The sequence below is a fragment of the Salmonella sp. SJTUF14076 genome (assembly GCF_015534835.1).
In the GTDB taxonomy this organism is placed as follows: Bacteria; Pseudomonadota; Gammaproteobacteria; order Enterobacterales; family Enterobacteriaceae; genus Salmonella; species Salmonella enterica.
Genome location: NZ_CP064674.1, coordinates 1,308,953 through 1,329,708, shown reverse-complemented (window position 1 = coordinate 1,329,708; position 20,756 = coordinate 1,308,953). Strand labels below are relative to the sequence as shown.

The following is a 20,756-nucleotide window of genomic DNA, read 5'->3' as shown; positions in this document are numbered from 1 at the left end:
ACGCAGAAATGTGGTTTCGCCAGCCAAAACAGCCTCTTCTACTTGTCCCTTTTCGGGAAACGTCCGACAATTTGACCATAACCAGGTAACAATGGAGATGCCCATGACCACCGCCTTTTTTGTCGCCGCCGACTGGCTTGCCGAACATATTGATGATCCGGAAATACAGATTCTTGACGCCCGTATGGCGCCGCCAGGACAAGAACATCGTGATATGGCGGGCGAATATCGCGCCGGACATATTCCCGGCGCGCTGTTTTTTGATATTGAAGCGCTCTCCGATCGCGCATCGCCGTTGCCGCATATGATGCCGCGCCCGGAAGCGTTTGCGGTGGCCATGCGTGAACTGGGTGTTCGCCAGGATAAACACCTGGTCATATACGATGAAGGCAATCTGTTCTCCGCTCCGCGGGCATGGTGGATGCTGCGCACGTTCGGTGCCGAGAAAGTGTCCATTCTGGCGGGCGGACTGGCGGGCTGGCAGCGCGACGAATGGCTATTGCGCGAAGGCGAAGAAGCGCATGAAGGAGGCGAGTTTGAGGCGAAATTCGCGCCGCAAGCCGTGGTGCGTCTCACCGACGTATTGCTGGCAAGCCATGAAAAAACCGCGCAAATCGTTGACGCGCGTCCGGCGGCGCGTTTTAACGCTCAGGCTGATGAACCGCGTCCGGGACTGAGGCGCGGACACATTCCTGGCGCGCTAAACGTCCCGTGGACGGAACTGGTGTATGAAGGCGAATTAAAGACCACTGACGAACTGAATGAGGTTTTTTTCAGCCACGGCGTGAGTTTCGACAGACCGATTATCGCCAGTTGCGGTTCCGGCGTGACGGCCGCGGTCGTGGTACTGGCGCTCGCCACGCTGGATGTGCCTGACGTCACGCTTTACGACGGCGCGTGGAGCGAATGGGGCGCGCGTACCGATTTACCGGTTGAACCCGCTTAATATCCGCCATGCCGGATGGCGCTCACGCTTATCCGGCCTACCGTTCAGGCTGATGTAAAACGATCTACAGACATTGTTTTTATTCCGCTCTTTTCCGCTGTCCTGCAAACGGGCATTATTTTCTCTTAATAAAATCCTATTTTTTATCGGTAAATACTTTACGTCCGGTATAAGGAGTATCATTACCGCTGTTTTGGTTTTCACCGGAAAATAACTCCTGTAAAGATAATTTTTTAAGGATGGAAAATGGATATTTCACTCACTAATTTAATTGAGTTGGTTAAAAAGGTTAACCGTAATAAGGTACCTACTCCTATGTCTGCCGAGGAAATAAGTCGTCTGCGAGTGCGTAAGTATCGCGATCCGCAAAATACGGAAACCACTGAGTTACCTGAAAGCCTGAAGGCGCTACTGGCCTACGACCGCGATCTACTTAGCAATTATAATATGCCTGTGATTGAAACATTACAAAGATCTATTGATAAAGAGGGAGTAATTCATTCTTACTCCCCTGATGAAGAGGCGTATTACGGCGTTGGCATGGATAGCTCAGGTATTGATATTGAAGATCTGATGCCTGTCTGGAGTAACGATCCCCGTCTTCCGGCATTAATTCGTATCGATCATGTCGGCGATCAGGCCATTTTTATCTATATCACAGAACGGGATGCCAACGGCGAATACCCTATTGCCCGCATGGAACGTAATGAATTCTGGCTGGCGGAGTCTTCTCTGGTGGAATATCTCTATAATATTATTTCGGGCGCTAAAGACATTGGCTTTACCGAAGAGGATTTACATCTTCCGCAATGGAAGGCACAGCAAAAAATGAATGAACAACGCGATGCCGCTTTACTTGACCTGGAGGATTATCATGAGGCGTTTTGGGCAAAACTGGACGCGCTCGTCGATTAATCGACATGATGTCGGGTGGCGCTCACGCTTATCCGGCCTACCGTTCAGGCTGATTTAAAGCGAATCTACATAAATTCTGTTTAAGCAGGCCACAAAAAAACCGCTCAATTGAGCGGTTTTTTTGTGCTGGTCCGGTTCGCGGCCTTTCCAGCAGGCTTTGTTGCCATAGCAACGCAGGCACACCGTAGGGGATTAATACTCCCTTTTAAGGGAGCAAATGTCAATATGATTTACCGGGAAACTATTCAACATTTGAGGTATTATCTTTCCCGGCCCTTTCCGCCGTCTCGCAAACGGGCGCTGGCTTCAGGAGAGGATAACCCATGGCCGTAAGCGCAGGCACACCGTAGTGCCTGCTATCACGGCATTATCGCCAGCGGTGCTGCCGTGATACGGTCTTCGCAAGGACCGCAACATGAAGGTACGATACTTTTGTGTCGTGCTTCTTGTTTCTGGCACGTTGTGTCTTCACGCAGACAGAAGCCACCCAGGTAGCTCTGTTCCCGTAACGCTCAACGTCCAGAGCAGGTAAGCCAGGAGGCCGCCCTGTTGGGCGGCTTTCTTTTCTTCAGATGATGCGGTTCTGTTTAAAATCGCGCAGGAACCCGCCCCAGCGGCGCTCGTAGAACGGCGCGATATGCTCGGTGATAAAATGGCTGATACCCTGCTCGCCCTTCCTCACCTGGCAAATATCGATCGGTTCGTCCCCCGGTAACGTGTCGGTCGCCACATTGCCCGCTGCGTGAATGATCTCTTCAATCTCGCCGTCAGCCTCAATACCAATCAGCAGATTGGGTTGGGCGTCCGCATGTTCTTTAATCGCGCAGAGAAATGCGCGTTTCACCGGTTTGATGGTTTTAAACAGCGTAGTGAGGGAATCAATCATCTGCGACGGCGGCTCGGCCACTTCGGATAAAATAAGCGACTCGCCGCCTTCCAGCACTTCCTGCGTACTTAACGGACTGCCTTCCTCAGCGAGAAGCAGGCTGATTTCACGCGGCATAAACTCTTTGCCGGTCGGCAATTTAGCGTTGAGGAATAACGTTTCGCCAAGCGTCATTTCAAACAGCGTGCGCGCCGGCATCACCACAAACGCCTGTTCGTCTTCCACGGCCTGCTGCAGCGCCTCCAGAGAAGTAAAGAAGGGAATGACGGTCGTGCCGTCTTCTTTTTCCCAGTGCTGCAAATCCAGAGCGCTGTCTTCCACAATCGCCTCGCCTTCGGCAGCGCTGCCCGGCACCCAGACGGTGGACTCCAGTAAGGTACGGAAAAATGCCGGACGATGCGCGGGCTCAATCGCCGCTTTCTCCAGCAAGATTTCTAATTCATTTTTAGTTTCGGACATAGGAATCACAAATTATGTATATGGGTTGTAGGCCTGATAAGACGCACGGCGTCATCAGGCAAAATGCCGGGTGGCGCTTCGCTTACCCGGCCTACAAAAACACCGTTCAGGCGGTCAGCAGATTCGCGATGGTGCGCACACCCAGACCGGTTGCCCCGGCAGCCCACTGCTCAACCGGCGCTTTGCGATAAGTGGCGGAACAGTCAATGTGCAGCCAGCCTTCGCGGTAATTTTCAACAAAGTGCGACAAAAAACCCGCGGCGGTGCTTGCCCCGGCGGGATAAGCCGCGCTGCCGGTGTTGTTCAGTTCCGCAAAGTTAGACGGCAGCTGGTTACGGTGGAACTCCGCCAGCGGCAGACGCCAGAACGGTTCATTTTCTTGCGCCGCGCTGGTCAACAAGCGCCCCGCCAGCGTATCGTCAAAACTGAATAGCGCATGGTAGTCGTTACCCAGCGCTGTTTTCGCCGCGCCGGTTAACGTCGCCATATCAATGATTAGCTGCGGGTGTTGCGCGCTGGCGTCAATCAGGCCATCCGCCAGTACCAGTCGCCCTTCCGCATCGGTATTCATGACTTCGACATTCTTGCCATTACGGTAGCGAATAATATCGCCCAGTTTAAACGCGTTGCCGCTGATCAGATTATCGGCGCAGCACAGGAACAGTTTTACGCGTTTATTCAGCCCACGGGTAATGGCGAACGCCAGCGCGCCCGTTACTGTCGCCGCGCCGCCCATATCGGATTTCATTGAGTCCATAAAAGCGCTTTGTTTGATACTGTAACCGCCGGAGTCAAAGGTGATACCTTTACCGACCAGGCAGGCGTAAACCGGCGCATCTTTGTCTCCCGTCGGGTTGTAATCCAGCGCCAGCAGCACCGGCGGACGCTCAGAACCACGGCCTACGGTATGCAGCCCCATATAGTTCTGCTCGCGCAGATCTTCGCCTTTGGTGATACGGTAAGTGACGCTATCGCACGCGACGCTGCACAGCAGATCCACCGCGCGCTGCGCCAGTTGCTCCGGCCCAAGCTCTTCCGCCGGAGCATTAATGGTGTCGCGCACCCAGTCAATAATGGTCAGGCGGTTATCCAGTTCCTGACGTTGGGCATCGTCTAAATCCGGCCACATTACGGTACGGACGCCTTTTGGTCCTTTGTAACCCGCCCAGAATGCCCAACAACGCTCGGTATCCCATCCCTCGCCTGTCAGCGCGACCTGTTTTATTCCCAGGCCGTCGATTTTACGCGCCGCACGCTGGATCAATCCCAGATCGTCTTTACCGTTAAGATGCAAGGTAATACCGTCGTTATTAATACTGTAAGTGGCTTTATCGCCCCAGCGCGCATCGGCAGGCTGCGTGGAAAGCGTAATTTTCATGGCTTCTGTCATTGTTATTTTCCTTATTAGCAAACGGGCCGCCGTAGGGCAGCCCGTTATTTGACTTACTCTGCTTCATCCAACCAGACTAGCAGAATCGCCTCCAGAATTTTTTCATTGGATGCGTTAGGGTCGTCGTCAAAATCGTCCAGTTCGCAGATCCACTGATGCAGATCGGTGAAACGAACGGTTTTAGGATCGACATCAGGATATGCGTCGTATAACGCTTCGCCGATCTCGCGGCTATCGGTCCACTTGAGTCCCATACTACCCTCTGTTAATGCTCACGCGCATGGTTGATTGTGTAACGTGGAATTTCGATAACCAGATCGTCGTCGGTAACGCGGGCCTGGCAGCTCAGTCGACTTTCCGGCTCCAGCCCCCACGCTTTATCCAGCATATCGTCTTCTTCTTCCGAACTTTCCGGCAAGGAGTCGAAGCCTTCACGTACAATACAGTGACAGGTGGTGCAGGCGCACGATTTCTCGCAGGCGTGTTCAATCTCGATGCCGTTGCGCAGCGCAACGTCAAGAATGGTTTCACCGGTCTCAGCTTCCAGAACTGCGCCATCCGGACAAAGATCCTGATGAGGCAGAATAACAATCTTCGGCATGTTAAACCTCGTCTACGGAATGGCCTTTCAACGCGCGACGAACCGACTGGTCCATGCGGCGCGCGGCAAATTCCTGGGTTTGTTTATCTACGTTTTTAATGGCTTGTTCTATGGCGTCAACATCATCGCCTTGTGCGACCGCGCTTAAATGTGCGGCGGCATCATCAATGCATTGACGTTCTGCGGCGCTTAACAGCGCGGCGTCGGCAGTTAGCGCGCCGGTCAAACTTTCCAGCACGCGCGCGGCTTCGACTTTTTGCTCCGCCAGCATACGCGCTTTCACGTCCTGCTCGGCAAAACTCATGGAATCCTTGATCATCGAGGCGATTTCGCCATCGGTCAGGCCATAGGAAGGTTTGACCTGAATGGAGGCCTCGACGCCGGTGGATTTTTCCATTGCGGTGACGCTCAACAGGCCATCGGCGTCTACCTGGAAGGTCACGCGAATATGCGCCCCGCCCGCCGGCAGCGGCGGAATCCCGCGCAGCGCAAAGCGCGCCAGCGAGCGGCAGTCCTGCACCAGTTCGCGTTCGCCCTGCATCACATGGATAGACATCGCGGTCTGGCCGTCTTTGAAGGTGGTGAAATCCTGCGCGCGCGCCACCGGGATAGTGGTGTTGCGCGGAATGACTTTTTCCACCAGGCCGCCCATCGTTTCCAGCCCAAGAGAGAGTGGAATCACGTCCAGCAGCAGCATTTCGCTGTCCGGCTTGTTGCCGACCAGAATATCGGCCTGAATCGCTGCGCCAATAGCGACCACTTTATCCGGGTCAATAGCGGTTAACGGCGTGCGGCCAAAAAATTCGCCCACCCGCTCACGCACCAGCGGTACACGGGTCGAACCGCCGACCATGACCACTTCCAGAACGTCCTGGGGATCAACGCCGGCATCTTTCAATGCGCGACGGCAGGCCAATAGCGTGCGCTTAACCAGCGCGGAAATGAGATCGTTAAACTGCTCGCGAGTGATCTCCCCCTGCCAGCCCGCAACATTAACGCGAACGGTATCGGCATCGCTTAAGGCGATTTTCGCGGTAATCGCGGCATCCAGCAGTTCGCGCTGAACGCGATTGTCGCTACGATCGGCAATTCCCGCCTGCTCGCGAATATAGTCCGCCAGCAGATGGTCAAAGTCGTCGCCGCCGAGCGCAGAATCACCGCCCGTCGCCAGCACTTCAAACACCCCGCGGCTCAGGCGTAAAATAGAGATATCGAAGGTACCGCCGCCGAGATCGTAAACAGCAATAACGCCTTCTTTGCCTGAGTCCAGACCGTAGGCAATCGCCGCCGCCGTCGGTTCGTTGAGCAGGCGCAGCACATGCAGGCCTGCCAGCCGCGCGGCGTCTTTCGTCCCCTGACGTTGGGCATCATCGAAATAGGCGGGAACGGTAATCACCACGCCATCCAGCTCGCCGGAGAGCGATTCGCTAGCCCGCGCGGCCAGCGCTTTGAGAATATCAGCCGATACGCGTACCGGATTGAGCAATCCAGCCGCCGTGTCAATCATCGGCAGCCCATTAACGCTTGCCTTAAACCGGTAAGGCAGATGCGGATAGCGCGCCTGGATATCCGCCAGCGAGCGTCCCATCATGCGTTTCACAGAGCTGATAGTGTTGGCCGTATCCTGCGCGGCATTGTCACGCGCAGCGTAACCGACCGTATGGCCCTGCTGCTGATAGTGAACCACTGAAGGCAACAGGTGGCGCCCTTCGTGGTCAGGCAGAGTTTCCGCCTGGCCGCTGCGAACCGTCGCAACCAGAGAGTTGGTAGTGCCTAAGTCGATGCCCGCCGCCAGACGACGCTGATGCGGCGCGGCGCTCAGACCAGGCTCACTAATTTGTAATAAGGCCATGTTAGATTCCAGTTAAAAATCGAGCAGCTTTTCTTCGAGTTGTTCTGCGCTGCTTCGCAGTTTATCGAGAAACCGCAGTTTGCGCACCGTATCCGCCGCCGCGTCCCACGCGGCGTTGTCCAACTGTTCCACCATTTGCTGAAGACGAGCATCAAACATCTTTTGTACGCGTTTGATGAAGCTTTCCAGCCGCACGTCGTCTTTTGATTGTTCGATATCGTCCAGCTCTTCGCGAAGCGTGAGTTGTTCCATCAGAAACGCGGTGTCGCGTACCGTATGTTGCTCGCTGGCCAGATCGAACCCGTGTAAGGAGAGCAGATACTCCGCGCGCGTCAAAGGGTGACGCAGCGTTTGCCAGGCCTGGTTGATCGTGGCGGATTGCTGGACGGCGGCAAGCTGCTGCGCCTGAGTGCCGTTGGCAAATTTGTCAGGGTGATACTGGCGTTGCAGATCCTGAAAACGAAGGCTCAGCGCCTGGGTGTCAATCTGATAACGGGCTGGTAAGCCAAAGAGGGTGAAGTAATCCATAACATTCTCAGGGATAGCCTGTCAGAACAAACCCCACACGCAGGCGACCACGGTGGGGTTATACCTTCTTACTTCGCGCCGCAGATGCGTTGTCTGCGCGGGTTCCCCCAGTCATTTACTCAAGTAAGCGCCTGGAGATTCACTCGCTTGCCGCTTTTCTACAGCACGAATGCTCGGTATAACAGCGGAACACGGTTACACGTGGAAGCTTTCGCCGCAACCACACTCATCTTTCACATTCGGGTTGGAGAATTTAAACCCTTCGTTCAGACCTTCTTTTACGAAGTCCAGCTGTGTACCGTCCAGAAATTGCAGGCTCTTGCCGTCAACCACTACCTTAACGCCTTTGTCTTCAAACACGGTGTCTTCCGCCGTTGGCTCGTCAACAAATTCCAGTACATAAGCCATACCTGAGCAGCCGGAGGTTCTCACGCCCAGACGCAGACCAAACCCTTTACCACGGTTGGCCAGGAAGGTATTAACTCGCGCTGCTGCACTGTCGCTAAGTGTAATCGACATAACAAAACCTCAATGTTAACGTTCTATTTTATTTCGCTTCGCGTTTGCTTTTGTAATCCGCAATAGCGGCTTTAATCGCGTCTTCCGCCAGAATAGAGCAGTGAATTTTCACCGGCGGCAGCTCCAGTTCGTCTGCAATGTCGGTGTTTTTAATCGCCTGCGCTTCGTCCAGGGATTTCCCTTTCACCCACTCCGTTACCAGAGAACTGGAGGCGATAGCGGAACCGCAGCCGTAAGTCTTGAAGCGCGCGTCTTCAATGATACCTTCATCGTTAACTTTAATCTGCAACTTCATGACGTCGCCGCAGGCCGGCGCGCCAACCATGCCGCTTCCCACGTTATCATCGTTGTTGTCAAACGACCCTACATTACGCGGGTTCTCATAGTGATCGATTACTTTTTCGCTGTAAGCCATTATAAATTCTCCTGATTCCGATACCGATTAATGATGTGCCCATTCGATGCTGTTCAGATCCACACCCTGCTTGTACATTTCCCACAGTGGAGAAAGGTCACGCAGGCGGCCAATGGATTTACGAACCAGATCAATGGTGTAGTCGATCTCTTCTTCAGTGGTAAAACGACCTAAAGAGAAACGGATAGAGCTATGCGCCAGCTCGTCATTCATGCCCAACGCGCGCAGCACGTAGGACGGTTCCAGACTGGCGGAGGTGCAGGCGGAACCGGAAGAGACCGCCAGGTCTTTCAGCGCCATGATCAGCGACTCGCCTTCAACGTAGTTAAAGCTCACGTTGAGAATGTTTGGCGCGCCCTGCTCAAGGTCGCCGTTCAGGTAAACTTCTTCAATATCTTTGATGCCGTTCCACAGACGGTTACGCAGACCGCGCAGACGGGCCATTTCGGTCTCCATCTCTTCTTTCGCGATACGGTAAGCTTCGCCCATACCGACGATCTGGTGGACAGGCAGAGTACCAGAGCGCATACCGCGTTCGTGCCCGCCGCCATGCATCTGCGCTTCAATGCGAATACGCGGCTTACGACGCACATACAGCGCGCCAATGCCTTTCGGACCATAAATTTTATGACCGGAGAAGGACATCAGATCCACTTTCAGTTGGCTCAGGTCGATAGGCAGTTTGCCCACGCTCTGGGTGGCGTCAACGTGGTAGATGATACCGCGCGCGCGGCACATTTCGCCGATGGTCGCGATATCCTGTACCACGCCGATTTCGTTGTTCACGTGCATGATGGAAACCAGAATGGTGTCGTCACGCATCGCTGCTTCGAGCTCGTTGAGATCGATGATGCCGTTGCGCTGCGGCGCCAGGTAGGTCACTTCAAACCCCTCGCGCTCAAGCTGACGGCAGGTGTCCAGCACCGCTTTGTGCTCGGTCTTGCTGGTGATGATGTGCTTGCCTTTTTTCTGATAAAAGTTGGCAGCGCCTTTGATCGCCAGGTTATCGGACTCCGTCGCCCCTGAGGTAAAGACGATTTCACGCGGGTCGGCGCCGACCAGTTCAGCAATCTGGTTGCGGGCGATATCGACGGCTTCTTCAGCCTGCCAGCCGAAACGGTGTGAACGAGACGCCGGGTTCCCAAAGGTTCCGTCCAGGGTCAGAAACTGCATCATTTTCTCGGCAACACGCGGGTCCACCGGCGTGGTTGCGGAGTAGTCGAGATAAATCGGTAATTTCATTGCTCTTAAACTCCGTACATCACTCAATGCAAGGAATCAGGCAACCGGCTGGATGTACGACCGTGTTGACGGGACGTCCGCGTCCCGGCCTGATTCTGAATTCTTTTTTACGCTTCATCCTTCAGACGACCGCGGCATTCACCGCATGAGGCCGCCAGAAGAGATGGCGTAATATTTTAATTAAGCGCGTAATTTAACGTCGATAGCATCCTGCGCACGACCGCTGGCGCGCGGCGCGTCATGCGTGTGCTGGCGACCAGACACATCCAGAACTTCCTGGTTATTCACCAGCTCGCCTAAGGTAATATTGTTGAGAAAACCGGTCAGGCGATCGCTTAAATCACGCCACAGCGCATGGGTCAGGCATTTATCGCCGCCCTGACAGCCGCCTTTGCCCTGGCAACGGGTCGCGTCAACGGATTCATCAACCGCGCTGATCACTTCGCCGACCGCAATACTGCCAGCATCTTTACCCAGCAGATAACCGCCGCCCGGCCCGCGTACGCTGGAAACCAGACCGTTTTTACGTAAACGGGAAAATAGCTGTTCCAGATAAGAAAGGGAAATCCCCTGACGTTCAGAAATATCAGCCAACGGTACCGGGCCCGCTTCGGAGTTGAGCGCAACGTCTAACATTGCGGTCACGGCATAACGTCCTTTAGATGTCAGTCTCATGTCTTACTTAACCTCAAACTCGCCCCTGCCCGGGGTTTTTTATTGTAAAATGGGGGTATTGCATAGCAGGGACAAGTCTGACATTCCCGAGTAATTTGGTCAACTATTTACTTGAGTAAATTAGTCAGGTATTTAGCGTTCCGTGCGATATTGATGTGCCGGATGGCGCTTCGCTTATCCGGCCTACAAATCGTGCGGCCTGTAGGCCGGATAAGCGAAGCGCCATCCGGCATTAACGCGGTTACTTGCCTTTATTCTGCTGCTCAATAGACGCCAGAATCCCACGCAGAATATTCAACTCCTGGCTTTCCGGGCGGGCGCGGGTAAACAGACGGCGCAATTTATTCATCACCTGCCCCGGATGGTTTTCGCGAATAAAGCCAGTGGAGAGCAACGTCTGCTCCAGATGGCCGTAGAAACGTTCAAGATCGTCGACCAGCGGATACGGCGTCTCTTCATGATCTGCCGCGTCGCCGTTTTCCTGCGTCGCCAGCCAGGCCATACGGACTTCATACGCGATGACCTGTACCGCCATCGCCAGATTCAACGAGCTGTACTCCGGGTTAGCGGCAATAGCGACGTGATAATGGCATTTTTGCAACTCATCGTTAGTCAGCCCGACACGCTCACGACCAAAAACCAGCGCAACCGGCGTATTTGCCGCTTCCGCCACGCTTTTTAAGCCGCACTCGCGCGGATCAAGCATCGGCCACGGCAAAGTGCGGGAACGGGCGCTGGTGCCGACCACCAGGCTACAGCCAGCCAACGCTTCATCCAGCGTATCGACGATCTGCGCATTACCGATCACATCGCTGGCGCCTGCCGCCAGGGCGATGGCCTGGGAGTCCGGTTTCACCAACGGGTTTACCAGCCACAGGTTAGTTAAGCCCATGGTTTTCATAGCGCGAGCCACGGAGCCCATATTGCCGGTGTGGGAGGTTTCCACCAGCACAATTCGAATGTTTTGCAGCATTGTCTTTCTTCAGCTAAAGATTATTCTGACATCTTACCATAAAACCAAGACAGATTCCGATCTCGCTGCTATACTCTGCGCCGTTTTCCCGTTCTTTAACATCCAGTGAGAGAGACCGATGCATCCGATGCTGACCATCGCCGTGCGCGCAGCGCGCAAGGCGGGTAATGTAATTGCCAAAAACTATGAAACTCCGGACGCTGTAGAAGCGAGCCAAAAAGGCAGTAACGATTTTGTGACCAATGTGGATAAGGCCGCTGAAGCGGTGATTATCGACACCATTCGCAAATCTTACCCGCAACACACTATTATCACCGAAGAAAGCGGTGAGCACGTTGGCACAGATCAGGATGTTCAATGGGTTATCGATCCGCTGGATGGCACCACCAACTTCATCAAACGTCTGCCACACTTCGCTGTTTCCATTGCTGTACGCATTAAAGGCCGTACTGAAGTGGCTGTCGTGTACGATCCGATGCGTAACGAACTGTTCACCGCCACCCGCGGTCAGGGCGCACAGCTGAACGGCTACCGTCTGCGCGGCAGTACCGCGCGCGATCTGGACGGCACTATCCTCGCTACTGGCTTCCCGTTCAAAGCCAAACAATACGCGACCACCTACATTAATATTATCGGCAAGCTGTTCACCGAATGCGCCGATTTCCGCCGCACCGGTTCCGCCGCGTTGGATCTGGCCTATGTGGCTGCAGGTCGTGTCGATGGTTTCTTTGAAATTGGCCTTCGTCCGTGGGATTTCGCCGCGGGCGAACTGCTGGTTCGTGAAGCGGGCGGTATCGTCAGCGATTTCACCGGCGGTCATAACTACATGATGACCGGTAATATCGTGGCGGGGAATCCGCGCGTCGTTAAAGCCATGCTGGCGAATATGCGCGACGAACTGAGCGATGCGCTGAAGCGCTAAGTCTCTTCGGCGGATGGGGCCACTCATCCGCCGTGCCTTTTCAGGCGTTTTTCCTAAACACAGCCTCATCGCTTTACTTGCCTGCATGTTTTTGTACGATCGCTCCCTGCTCCGCTATTGGCATAAAGCGGCAAGGAAGCGAACATGACCCTTCAACATACCCGACGCATCGTCAAATCCCTTTTTATTCTGTTTATCATTGTGGTCTGTATTTATCTGCTACCCCGCGTAGCGATCAATGCCTTTTATTACCCGGACAATAAAGTCTATGGGCCAACCCCTGCCGAAGCTGAATCCATTACCTTTACCGCCAAAGATGGCACGCATCTGCACGGCTGGTTTATTCCCACTGCTTTCGGCAGGCCGGAAAACGCCGTCGCGACGGTGATTCATGTCCATGGCAACGCCGGAAATATGTCGGCGCACTGGCCGTTAGTCAGTTGGCTGCCAGTACGCAACGTAAACCTGTTTATGTTTGATTACCGTGGTTTTGGCGAATCGGAGGGTACCCCATCACAAGAGGGGCTACTGGACGATACGAAAAGCGCGATAGATTATGTGCGGCATCGCGCCGACGTTAACCCCGAGCGCCTGGTACTGCTGGGGCAGAGCCTGGGCGGCAATAATGTACTGGCCGCCGTAGGCCACTGCGTAGGCTGCGCAAATATGCGCTACGCCGACCAGGCGGGCATACGTGCGATTATTCTCGACTCAACGTTTTTATCCTATTCCTCCATCGCCAACCAGATGATCCCGGGCAGCGGCTATTTGCTTGATGACCGCTATAGCGCGGATCGCAATATCGCCAGCGTCAGCCCCATTCCGGTATTGATTCTTCATGGCACGGCAGACCATGTTATTCCCTGGCAGGACAGTGAGAAATTGTATGCCCTCGCCCGGGAGCCCAAACAAAAAATCTTCATTCCTGACGGCGATCACATTGATGCTTTTTCCGGACGTTATGCAAACCTTTACCGTGATGCGATGATTAAATTTATTCAGACCGCGCTATCCGCTAAATAGCGCGACGCTGTATATATGCATATTTTATGATTAAGAATATATTTATTATACCGATAGTAAAAACCATTTTTTCCCGTTAGCGAAGGCGGTGGATTAGCGCTAGCGTAACAGTAATATTCAACTGATTTTTATAACAATTTATTTTCATTTGTTTTTCCTGAATATTACTGTGGAGTATGTGATGGCTATCAAAATTACGCCTGACGAGTTTAGTCTGCTTATCCAGCGATTAAACAAAAAATGGCGCGTGTTTGCCCCGTCCGCAGAGTTTCGCGGCGGGCGTTTTTCCGACACTGACAACATTATTTATCAACGGATTAGCGGCTAGCGCGATCTCATCTGGCACGAGAAATCGCACATGTCGCCGAATACCATTATCGCCCCTATCACCGAAACGCTCTTTTATTTCGATAAAGACACCATTCAAATTGCCGAGACAGACACCTCCCCGATAATCATCTTTGCCCGCGCCTGCGACATTAACGCCATGTCGCGGCTGGATTATATGTATTTATCAAATGGGAATAATTCCGATTACAGTTATCAACTGCTACGGGAGCATATTCGTTTCGTCCTTATTGAGTGTGAAGAAAGCTTCGAAAATTGTTTCTGCGTCTCAATGGGTACTAATAAAACTGACTGTTATAGCGCCGCCATGCGTTTTAGCGATGAGGGCGCGCTTGTCAGCATCCGCGATCCCTTTATCGAGGCGGCGATACAAGGGCTGGGGCAGGAGGCTGACTATACCCCCTCTTTCGTCAGCGAAAACCGGGAAACCGTCGTCACGCCGGACAGCGTTTGCCGCGATCCGCAAAAAATTCGCGACATTCTCACCCGCCATCCGCTATGGGACGCTTACGACAGCCGCTGCATCAGTTGTGGCCGCTGCACTACCGGGTGCCCAACCTGTACCTGCTATAGCGTCTTTGACGTCGCCTATGATGAAAATCCGCAGCGCGGCGAACGCCGTCGCCAGTGGGCAAGCTGCATGGTGCCGGGCTTTAGCGACATGGCCGGCGGTCATGGTTTTCGCGAAAAACCCGGCGAGCGTCTGCGCTACCGCGCCCTGCATAAGGTCAATGACTACAAAGCGCGCAACGGCATTGAACATATGTGCGTCGGCTGCGGCCGCTGCGACGATCGCTGCCCGCAATACATCAAATTTTCTTTGATTATCAATAAAATGACCGCTGCCGTTCGGCAGGCGCTGGCAGAGGAGGCATAACGCATGTCACATTGTTCCTGTCATGATAAACCGCAGCACAGTTTGCTGCCTGCGGCGTACCGCATCCTCAGTATTACTCGCCACACGCCGCTGGAGTGGAATTTCCGCGTGGCCGTCGATTTTCCCGCGCACTGGGGGCAATTTGTTGAGGTGTCGCTGCCGCGCGTCGGCGAAGCGCCCATCTCCGTTTCCGACTACGGCGACGGCTGGATAGATCTGCTGATTCGTAATGTCGGAAAAGTGACCAGCGCCCTCTTTACGCTGAAAGAAGGCGACAACGTGTGGCTACGCGGCTGCTATGGCAATGGCTATCCGGTCGATACGCTGCGCCATAAACCCTTACTGGTTGTCGCAGGCGGCACGGGCGTCGCGCCGGTGAAAGGCTTAATGCGCTATTTCGTTGAGAATCCCCAGGAAATTGGTCAACTGGATATGATTCTCGGCTATAAAAATCGCGATTGCGTGCTGTACAAAGAAGAAATGGCGACGTGGCACGGCAAACATAATCTGGTGCTCACGCTGGATGAAGGCGAGGCTGATGACCGTTACCAGATTGGCCGGGTGACCGATCGGCTTGCCGACATGACGCTTAGCGATATCGACACTATGCAGGCCATCGTCGTTGGGCCGCCAATAATGATTACCTTTACCGTAAAAATGCTGCTGCAAAAAGGGCTCAAGCCGGAGCAAATCTGGGTGGACTACGAACGCCGGATGGCCTGCTCCGTCGGGAAGTGCGGCCACTGCCGTATGGGCGAAGTGTATGTCTGCACCGACGGTCCGATATTTAACTACGCCGTCGCGCAACGTTTTGCCGATTAAGGAGAACATCATGAGCATTGATATTGATATCATTAAAGCCCGTGCGAAAAACGAATATCGCCTGTCAAAAGTGCGCGGCGAAGCCATGATCAGCGTCCGCATTCCCGGCGGTATTTTGCCCGCGCATTTGCTGACGGTAGCGCGTGACATCGCCGAAACCTGGGGCAACGGACAAATTCACCTCACTACCCGCCAGAAGCTGGCGATGCCGGGTATCCGTTACGAAGATATCGACAACGTGAACGCTGCGCTGGAGCCATTTCTTCGCGAGATTGAAATAGAACTGTGCGACGTCCAGGTTGAGGATACCAAAGCGGGCTATCTCGCTATTGGCGGGCGAAATATTGTCGCCTGTCAGGGGAACCGCATTTGCCAGAAAGCCAACACTGACACGACCGGTCTGTCCCGTCGTCTTGAAAAACTGGTCTATCCCAGCCCTTATCATCTCAAAACGGTCATCGTCGGCTGCCCGAATGACTGCGCGAAGGCGTCAATGGCCGATCTGGGAATTATTGGCGTGGCGAAAATGCGCTTCACTGCCGATCGCTGTATCGGTTGCGGCGCCTGCGTGAAGGCCTGTAGTCACCACGCGGTAGGCTGCCTGGCGCTGAAGAACGGCAAAGCGGTCAAAGAAGAGTCCGCCTGTATCGGCTGCGGCGAGTGCGTGCTGGCCTGTCCGACGCTGGCCTGGCAACGTAAGCCGGATCAGCTCTGGCAAGTCCGTCTGGGCGGACGCACCAGTAAAAAGACGCCGCGCGTCGGCAAGCTCTTCCTCAACTGGGTGACTGAAGATGTGATAAAGCAGGTGATCGTTAACCTGTATGAATTTGAAAAAGAGATGCTCGGCGGAAAACCGATCTATCTACATATGGGCCATCTGATCGACAAAGGCGGCTATCTGCGTTTTAAAGAACGGGTACTGCGCGGCGTTCAGCTCAATCCGGAAGCGATGGTCGCCGAACGCATTTACTGGGCCGAAGACGAATCCGTCGCGCGGATGCATCTCAAACCCGCCGGACACTAATCAACCACGCCATGGCCGCAGCCCGCCCACAGGCTGCGGCACGCTAAACCACATGACCAGCGCCGCAACAAGCAGTATGACCCCTCCGGCCAGCGCCAGCGTTGACCAGCCTACCTGCCGCCATAACGCAGGCGCTTTGTTTCCACTGAGTTTCACCGCCAGAGCACGAAAAGTGTGTACCAGCAGCGCCAGCGAGGTAATCGTTAGCGAGGTTCCCGCCGCCATTGCCAGTACCGACACCATTCCCCAGCTAAAAACGCCAATCACTTTACTGAATAACAGCACCATTATCGCGCCGGAACAGGGCCGCATCCCCATAGACAGTACGATCATGAGTCGCGCGCGCCAGTCATCGCCGCTATGCAATTGTTCCTGCGTCGGTAGATGCTGATGTCCGCAGCCGCATTTTTCATGGTGAACATGGCGCGGCGTAAAAGCGATAAAGACAGGTTTACGTAGCAGCGCGCGTAACCTTTTTATGGCCCGCCAGCACAGCAAGATGCCCAGCCCGCCAACTAACGCATAGCTCCCCTTTTCCAGCCAGAAACCGCTCAGATGGAGCTGCCTGGCCGGAAGTTGCAATACGGTCAGCACGCCCACCACCAACCCGATAGCCACGAATCCCTGCAATAACGCGGCGGCGAGGGTTAACACGATACTTGATTTCAGCTTCGAAGGATGCGTCGCCAGCCATGTCGCGATCACCACTTTGCCGTGTCCCGGCCCCAGCGCATGAAGCACGCCATACATAAAACTCAGCAGAAGCAACGATCCGCCCGCCCGCTCAGGATGCGTCGCCACCGCGTTAAGCAGCGCGCTCAACTGCTGATTCACGTCCCGCTGCCAAAGAGCGCTTTTCAACATCACCTGCGGCCAGGCCTGCCATATCCACAGACCGCCAACCAGCATCAGCAGCAGGAATAACGCCAATGGCCACAGCGAGAGCCAGCGTCGCCCCGGAGTGCGTTGAGAAAAAATTACTGACATTGCAAGGTCACCGTTTGGGCAAACTGTTTACCTAAATCCATATCCTCCGGCGGCGCGTCCTCTTTATCCAGCGACTGGGCGAAACGTAGCGTCTCTTCGCCGGGCGCAGGAGTATAAACCTGAATCCGACACTTTTCGCGCAGCGATTCCGGCATCGTGATATCGCTGTCCTGGTCATAATGCATATCGACATAATAAGAGGGATCAAACGTTGAAAAGGTGTAAGTCTGTCCGCTTAACGGCTGCGGTTCAGCCAGCGGTAGCGTAAAGGTCAATACCGCCTGATGCGCGTCACGCGTCATACCGTATTCTGTCGGCCTGTTTTTAAACTTCACTTTCGCGCCATTGCGCCACACTTCTGTAAAGTAGTGCTGCCCAAGTACGTTAGCCATCACTTCCGCCGCCAACTTTTTCCATATTTCTGAACCCGGCGCCGCGTTTCCGGCGTCATACAGCAGATCGGCGGACGTCAGCGCGTCCATTGTCCAGCGCATTTTTAACGCCACAAATTGCTCATTTTCACTGACCACCTGCGTTTGCAGACGGATGAAGCTGTGCGGATGCGCCGCCGCTACGAAAGATAAAACGGCGAGAAATAGTATTAAGGCGCTGCGTTTCACTGGCTTCATCTGTTCCTCGCGATAAAAATTCTGTGACACTCCTCAGCATTCCTGGCCTAAAAGCACGCTTATCACATTTTTCACACGCAAACTTTAGCTATCCTTACCAGACAAACTAACGGGAGACCTGACAGATGATGCCGACAATTGCCCCACCATCTGTACTTTCCGCTCCCCAGCGCCGCTGTCAGGTATTGCTGACGCTTTTCCAGCCGGAGCCAATTGCCACGGTGGAAATCTTCAGCGCGCTTAATGGCGTTGATGATGATACTGCCCGTGAGGATATCACTGAGACAAGCCTGGAGATCCAGCGCTATCATCGCCTTGCCATCACAACATGCCAGAACGGTTGCTATCGGATCGAAGGTACAGCACTCGATCAGCGCCTTTGCCTTTTACACTGGCTCAGGCGCGGCCTGCGTTTATGCCCGACCTTCGTCACGCAACAGTTTACCCCGGCCTTAAAAAACGCGCTAAAGCAGCGCGGTATCGCGCGTCCGCTGTATGACGATATTAATCTGCACGCGCTCATCAATCTGTGCGCCCGCCGGTTGCAAAAACCATTTGAACATCGCGACGTGCAGTTCCTGCGTCTCTTTTTACAGTATTGTCTGCTACAACACCATGCCGGCATCACCCCGGAGTTCAACCCTGTACAGCAGATTTGGGCGCAGTCGTGTGCGGAATATCCACTCGCCCAGGAAATTGGTCGTCACTGGCAGCGCCACGTGATGCAGGCCGCACCGCTCAATGAAGCGCTGTTTATGGCGTTACTGTTTTCAATGATTCGCCTCCCCGACCCGATTCGCGACACGCATCAACGGGCGCAGCAACTGCGACTGGAGGTGGCGCGGCTGGTGCTGCGCTTTCGAGAAAAAGGGAACGTACGCTTCAGCGACGAACAAGGGCTTAACGATCAGCTGTATGTCCATCTCGCCCAGGCGCTGAACCGAAGTTTATTCACGATTGGCATCGATAATACGCTTCCGGAAGAGTTCAACCGTCTTTATCCGCGTCTGGTTCGCACCACACGTGAGGCGCTCGCCGGGTTTGAAGCCGAATATGGTATCCACTTTTCCGAGGAAGAGACGGGGCTGGTGGCAGTGATTTTCGGCGCCTGGCTGATGCAGGATAACGATTTGCATGAGAGACAGATCGTATTGTTAGCGGATAAAAATGATGCGCTGGAGACGCATATTGAGCAGCAACTGCGTGAACTGACCCTATTGCCGCTGAATATCAGACGGATATCGCTCCAGGCGTTTCAAAAAGAGGGATGCCCGCGCGGCGTAGCGCTGATTGTTACCCCTTACGCCACGCCGCTACCGCTCTTCTCACCGCCATTAATTCATGCGGATCGCGCCCTCACAGAGCACCAACAGCAGCAGATCCGCAAGATCCTGGAATCATGACACGGCAACCACTTTGGGCCGAAGGAAGATAGCGGGCAATGCCACCAGCGCCATAATCCAGAACACGCCGCCGCCCAGATGTTGATACAGAAAACCGGCAAAGACCGTCATAATCGCGATACTGCCGCCCATCGCCACAGCGGAATAGACGGCCTGCAAACGAATCACCTCGCTTCCCTGACGCGCAGCGATATAGCGCATGGCGGCCAGATGGCAAACGGTAAACGTGCCACAGTGCAGGATTTGTATCACAATCAGCCACGGCAACGCCGTACTCCAGCCCATCAGTCCCCAGCGTACCACGCCGCACACAGCGGAAAGCAACAGCAAGTCGCGGGCGCTAAACCGGCGGAATAGCTTTTTACTCAGGGCAAAAATGATCACTTCCGCCACCACGCCCAACGACCATAAATAGCCGACCGCCGATGCTGAATAGCCAGCCCCCTGCCAGTAGATGGCGCTAAAACCGTAGTAGGCGGCGTGCGCCCCTTGCAGCAAACAGACGCAGGCGAGAAAACGCCAACTTTGTGCCACCAGCGTACGCCAGGCGGGCCAGCCTGCGCTCTCCTGCTGACGGCTTTCCCCTTGCGGCGGCACGCTGGGACGTAACAACATACCCAGCAACATCGAGGCGACGCCGAGCGTCAGTAGCGCCAGAATCGCCTGGTAATCGTATAAACTCACCAGCTTACCGGTCAGCGCCGACCCTATCACGAAGGCGATGGACCCCCACAGCCGCACCCGACCATAGTCCAGGGTAATTTGCTTTTGCCAGGTATTGGCCAGCGCATCGGTCAGCGGCACCAGTGGTGAAAAGAAGAGGTTAAACCCAACCATCACCACCATTAGCCACGCGACATGCGTTCCTGCCCAAAATGCCAGCGCAAATACCAGCGTCAGCAATGCCAGGACGCGCAGCGCGGAGATCAACCGCGAAGGATCGCTTACGCGAGGCGCAATGAGCAGACTACCGAGAAAACGCGCGACCAGACCCACGCCCAGCAGAAGACCGATGGTTTCCGGCGTTAGCCCAAGACCTTTGAGCCAGACGCTCCAGAAGGGCAGAAAAATACCGTAACTAAAGAAGTAGGTGAAATAACTGAGCGCCAGCCAGCGCGTGGAATGCAATGCCATGATTCCCTCCCGTTTGGAGGCGATAGTCTGGCGGTAAACGGTTGCGCTGGCAAGGGTAACATAAGGTTAACAGGCGGAGGGAGAAGTTCAAACGGCAACGCCGCCGGATAATGACTTCCGGCGGCGTCACGTTATGGCGCATAAGTAATGCCCGACAGACGCAGCGCCATCGGGCCATTTACACAA

General features: G+C 54.5%; 22 protein-coding genes and 1 pseudogene. 9 read left to right on the top strand and 14 right to left on the bottom strand.

Annotated features, from left to right (window positions below; all coding sequences use genetic code 11):
* Positions 1 to 103: 103 nt before the first annotated feature.
* From sseA to timP, 3 genes are all read left to right on the top strand, one after another.
* Positions 104 to 946 (top strand): 3-mercaptopyruvate sulfurtransferase, encoded by an 843-nt coding sequence (gene sseA / locus HU143_RS06480; RefSeq protein WP_000205241.1) that lies wholly within the window; start codon positions 104 to 106, stop codon positions 944 to 946.
* A gap of 246 nt (positions 947 to 1,192) precedes the next feature.
* On the top strand, positions 1,193 to 1,861 hold the full coding sequence (locus HU143_RS06475) for a DUF5066 family protein (protein ID WP_000355343.1): 669 nt from the start codon (positions 1,193 to 1,195) through the stop codon (positions 1,859 to 1,861).
* A gap of 415 nt (positions 1,862 to 2,276) precedes the next feature.
* On the top strand, positions 2,277 to 2,393 hold the full coding sequence (gene timP, locus HU143_RS24810; RefSeq protein WP_350028759.1) for a small toxic inner membrane protein TimP: 117 nt from the start codon (positions 2,277 to 2,279) through the stop codon (positions 2,391 to 2,393).
* Positions 2,394 to 2,429: 36 nt separating this feature from the next.
* Here timP and sseB read toward each other — a convergent pair whose 3' ends face one another.
* From sseB to trmJ, 11 genes are all read right to left on the bottom strand, one after another.
* Complete coding sequence (gene sseB / locus HU143_RS06470) at positions 2,430 to 3,206, bottom strand: enhanced serine sensitivity protein SseB (protein ID WP_021000603.1); 777 nt, start codon at positions 3,204 to 3,206, stop codon at positions 2,430 to 2,432.
* A 106-nt stretch (positions 3,207 to 3,312) separates the two neighbouring features.
* Complete coding sequence (pepB, locus tag HU143_RS06465) at positions 3,313 to 4,596, bottom strand: aminopeptidase PepB (RefSeq protein ID WP_000133541.1); 1,284 nt, start codon at positions 4,594 to 4,596, stop codon at positions 3,313 to 3,315.
* 53 nt (positions 4,597 to 4,649) lie between these two features.
* Complete coding sequence (gene iscX, locus HU143_RS06460; RefSeq protein ID WP_000523621.1) at positions 4,650 to 4,850, bottom strand: Fe-S cluster assembly protein IscX; 201 nt, start codon at positions 4,848 to 4,850, stop codon at positions 4,650 to 4,652.
* Positions 4,851 to 4,861: 11 nt separating this feature from the next.
* A complete protein-coding gene (fdx, locus tag HU143_RS06455; RefSeq protein WP_001124466.1) occupies positions 4,862 to 5,197 on the bottom strand; it encodes an ISC system 2Fe-2S type ferredoxin in 336 nt (111 codons plus the stop codon).
* A 1-nt stretch (position 5,198) separates the two neighbouring features.
* On the bottom strand, positions 5,199 to 7,049 hold the full coding sequence (gene hscA, locus HU143_RS06450; protein WP_051129127.1) for a Fe-S protein assembly chaperone HscA: 1,851 nt from the start codon (positions 7,047 to 7,049) through the stop codon (positions 5,199 to 5,201).
* Between the two features lie 12 nt (positions 7,050 to 7,061).
* Positions 7,062 to 7,577: a co-chaperone HscB gene (gene hscB, locus HU143_RS06445; protein ID WP_000384398.1), complete on the bottom strand. Its 516-nt coding sequence runs from the start codon at positions 7,575 to 7,577 to the stop codon at positions 7,062 to 7,064.
* Positions 7,578 to 7,772: 195 nt separating this feature from the next.
* Complete coding sequence (iscA, locus tag HU143_RS06440; RefSeq protein ID WP_000028952.1) at positions 7,773 to 8,096, bottom strand: iron-sulfur cluster assembly protein IscA; 324 nt, start codon at positions 8,094 to 8,096, stop codon at positions 7,773 to 7,775.
* 28 nt (positions 8,097 to 8,124) lie between these two features.
* A complete protein-coding gene (gene iscU, locus HU143_RS06435; protein WP_000331704.1) occupies positions 8,125 to 8,511 on the bottom strand; it encodes a Fe-S cluster assembly scaffold IscU in 387 nt (128 codons plus the stop codon).
* Between the two features lie 27 nt (positions 8,512 to 8,538).
* Complete coding sequence (gene iscS, locus HU143_RS06430) at positions 8,539 to 9,753, bottom strand: cysteine desulfurase (RefSeq protein WP_000775263.1); 1,215 nt, start codon at positions 9,751 to 9,753, stop codon at positions 8,539 to 8,541.
* 180 nt (positions 9,754 to 9,933) lie between these two features.
* Positions 9,934 to 10,428 (bottom strand): Fe-S cluster assembly transcriptional regulator IscR, encoded by a 495-nt coding sequence (gene iscR / locus HU143_RS06425; RefSeq protein ID WP_001241346.1) that lies wholly within the window; start codon positions 10,426 to 10,428, stop codon positions 9,934 to 9,936.
* Between the two features lie 241 nt (positions 10,429 to 10,669).
* Positions 10,670 to 11,401, bottom strand: a complete 732-nt coding sequence (trmJ, locus tag HU143_RS06420; RefSeq protein WP_000940032.1) for a tRNA (cytosine(32)/uridine(32)-2'-O)-methyltransferase TrmJ — start codon at positions 11,399 to 11,401, stop codon at positions 10,670 to 10,672.
* Between the two features lie 118 nt (positions 11,402 to 11,519).
* Here trmJ and suhB point away from each other — a divergent pair, with 118 nt between their 5' ends.
* From suhB to asrC, 5 genes and pseudogenes are all read left to right on the top strand, one after another.
* Entirely contained in the window at positions 11,520 to 12,323 is an 804-nt protein-coding gene (suhB, locus tag HU143_RS06415; RefSeq protein WP_000553467.1) for an inositol-1-monophosphatase, read from the top strand.
* Positions 12,324 to 12,467: 144 nt separating this feature from the next.
* Positions 12,468 to 13,346, top strand: coding sequence for an alpha/beta hydrolase (locus HU143_RS06410; protein ID WP_051129126.1), 879 nt, complete (start codon positions 12,468 to 12,470; stop codon positions 13,344 to 13,346).
* A gap of 181 nt (positions 13,347 to 13,527) precedes the next feature.
* Positions 13,528 to 14,571, top strand: a pseudogene (gene asrA, locus HU143_RS06405) (anaerobic sulfite reductase subunit AsrA).
* 3 nt (positions 14,572 to 14,574) lie between these two features.
* Positions 14,575 to 15,393, top strand: a complete 819-nt coding sequence (asrB, locus tag HU143_RS06400) for an anaerobic sulfite reductase subunit AsrB (protein WP_000017585.1) — start codon at positions 14,575 to 14,577, stop codon at positions 15,391 to 15,393.
* A 10-nt stretch (positions 15,394 to 15,403) separates the two neighbouring features.
* Positions 15,404 to 16,417, top strand: a complete 1,014-nt coding sequence (asrC, locus tag HU143_RS06395; protein ID WP_000020685.1) for a sulfite reductase subunit C — start codon at positions 15,404 to 15,406, stop codon at positions 16,415 to 16,417.
* Here the strand turns inward: asrC and HU143_RS06390 are convergent, their stop codons facing one another.
* The gene (locus HU143_RS06390) at positions 16,418 to 17,404 is read right to left on the bottom strand and encodes a nickel/cobalt transporter (protein ID WP_051129125.1); all 987 of its coding nucleotides are present in this window, start codon (positions 17,402 to 17,404) and stop codon (positions 16,418 to 16,420) included. It abuts the gene before it with no gap.
* Complete coding sequence (locus HU143_RS06385; RefSeq protein ID WP_024136614.1) at positions 17,395 to 18,033, bottom strand: DUF1007 family protein; 639 nt, start codon at positions 18,031 to 18,033, stop codon at positions 17,395 to 17,397. Before HU143_RS06385 ends, HU143_RS06390 begins: the two co-directional genes overlap by 10 nt.
* 125 nt (positions 18,034 to 18,158) lie before the next feature.
* Here HU143_RS06385 and csiE point away from each other — a divergent pair, with 125 nt between their 5' ends.
* Positions 18,159 to 19,436, top strand: coding sequence for a stationary phase inducible protein CsiE (gene csiE, locus HU143_RS06380; protein ID WP_000982961.1), 1,278 nt, complete (start codon positions 18,159 to 18,161; stop codon positions 19,434 to 19,436).
* On the opposite strand, the gene HU143_RS06375 is transcribed toward csiE, so the two are convergent.
* Entirely contained in the window at positions 19,431 to 20,570 is a 1,140-nt protein-coding gene (locus HU143_RS06375) for a 3-phenylpropionate MFS transporter (protein ID WP_001173730.1), read from the bottom strand. The genes csiE and HU143_RS06375 overlap by 6 nt on opposite strands.
* Positions 20,571 to 20,756 lie beyond the last annotated feature (186 nt).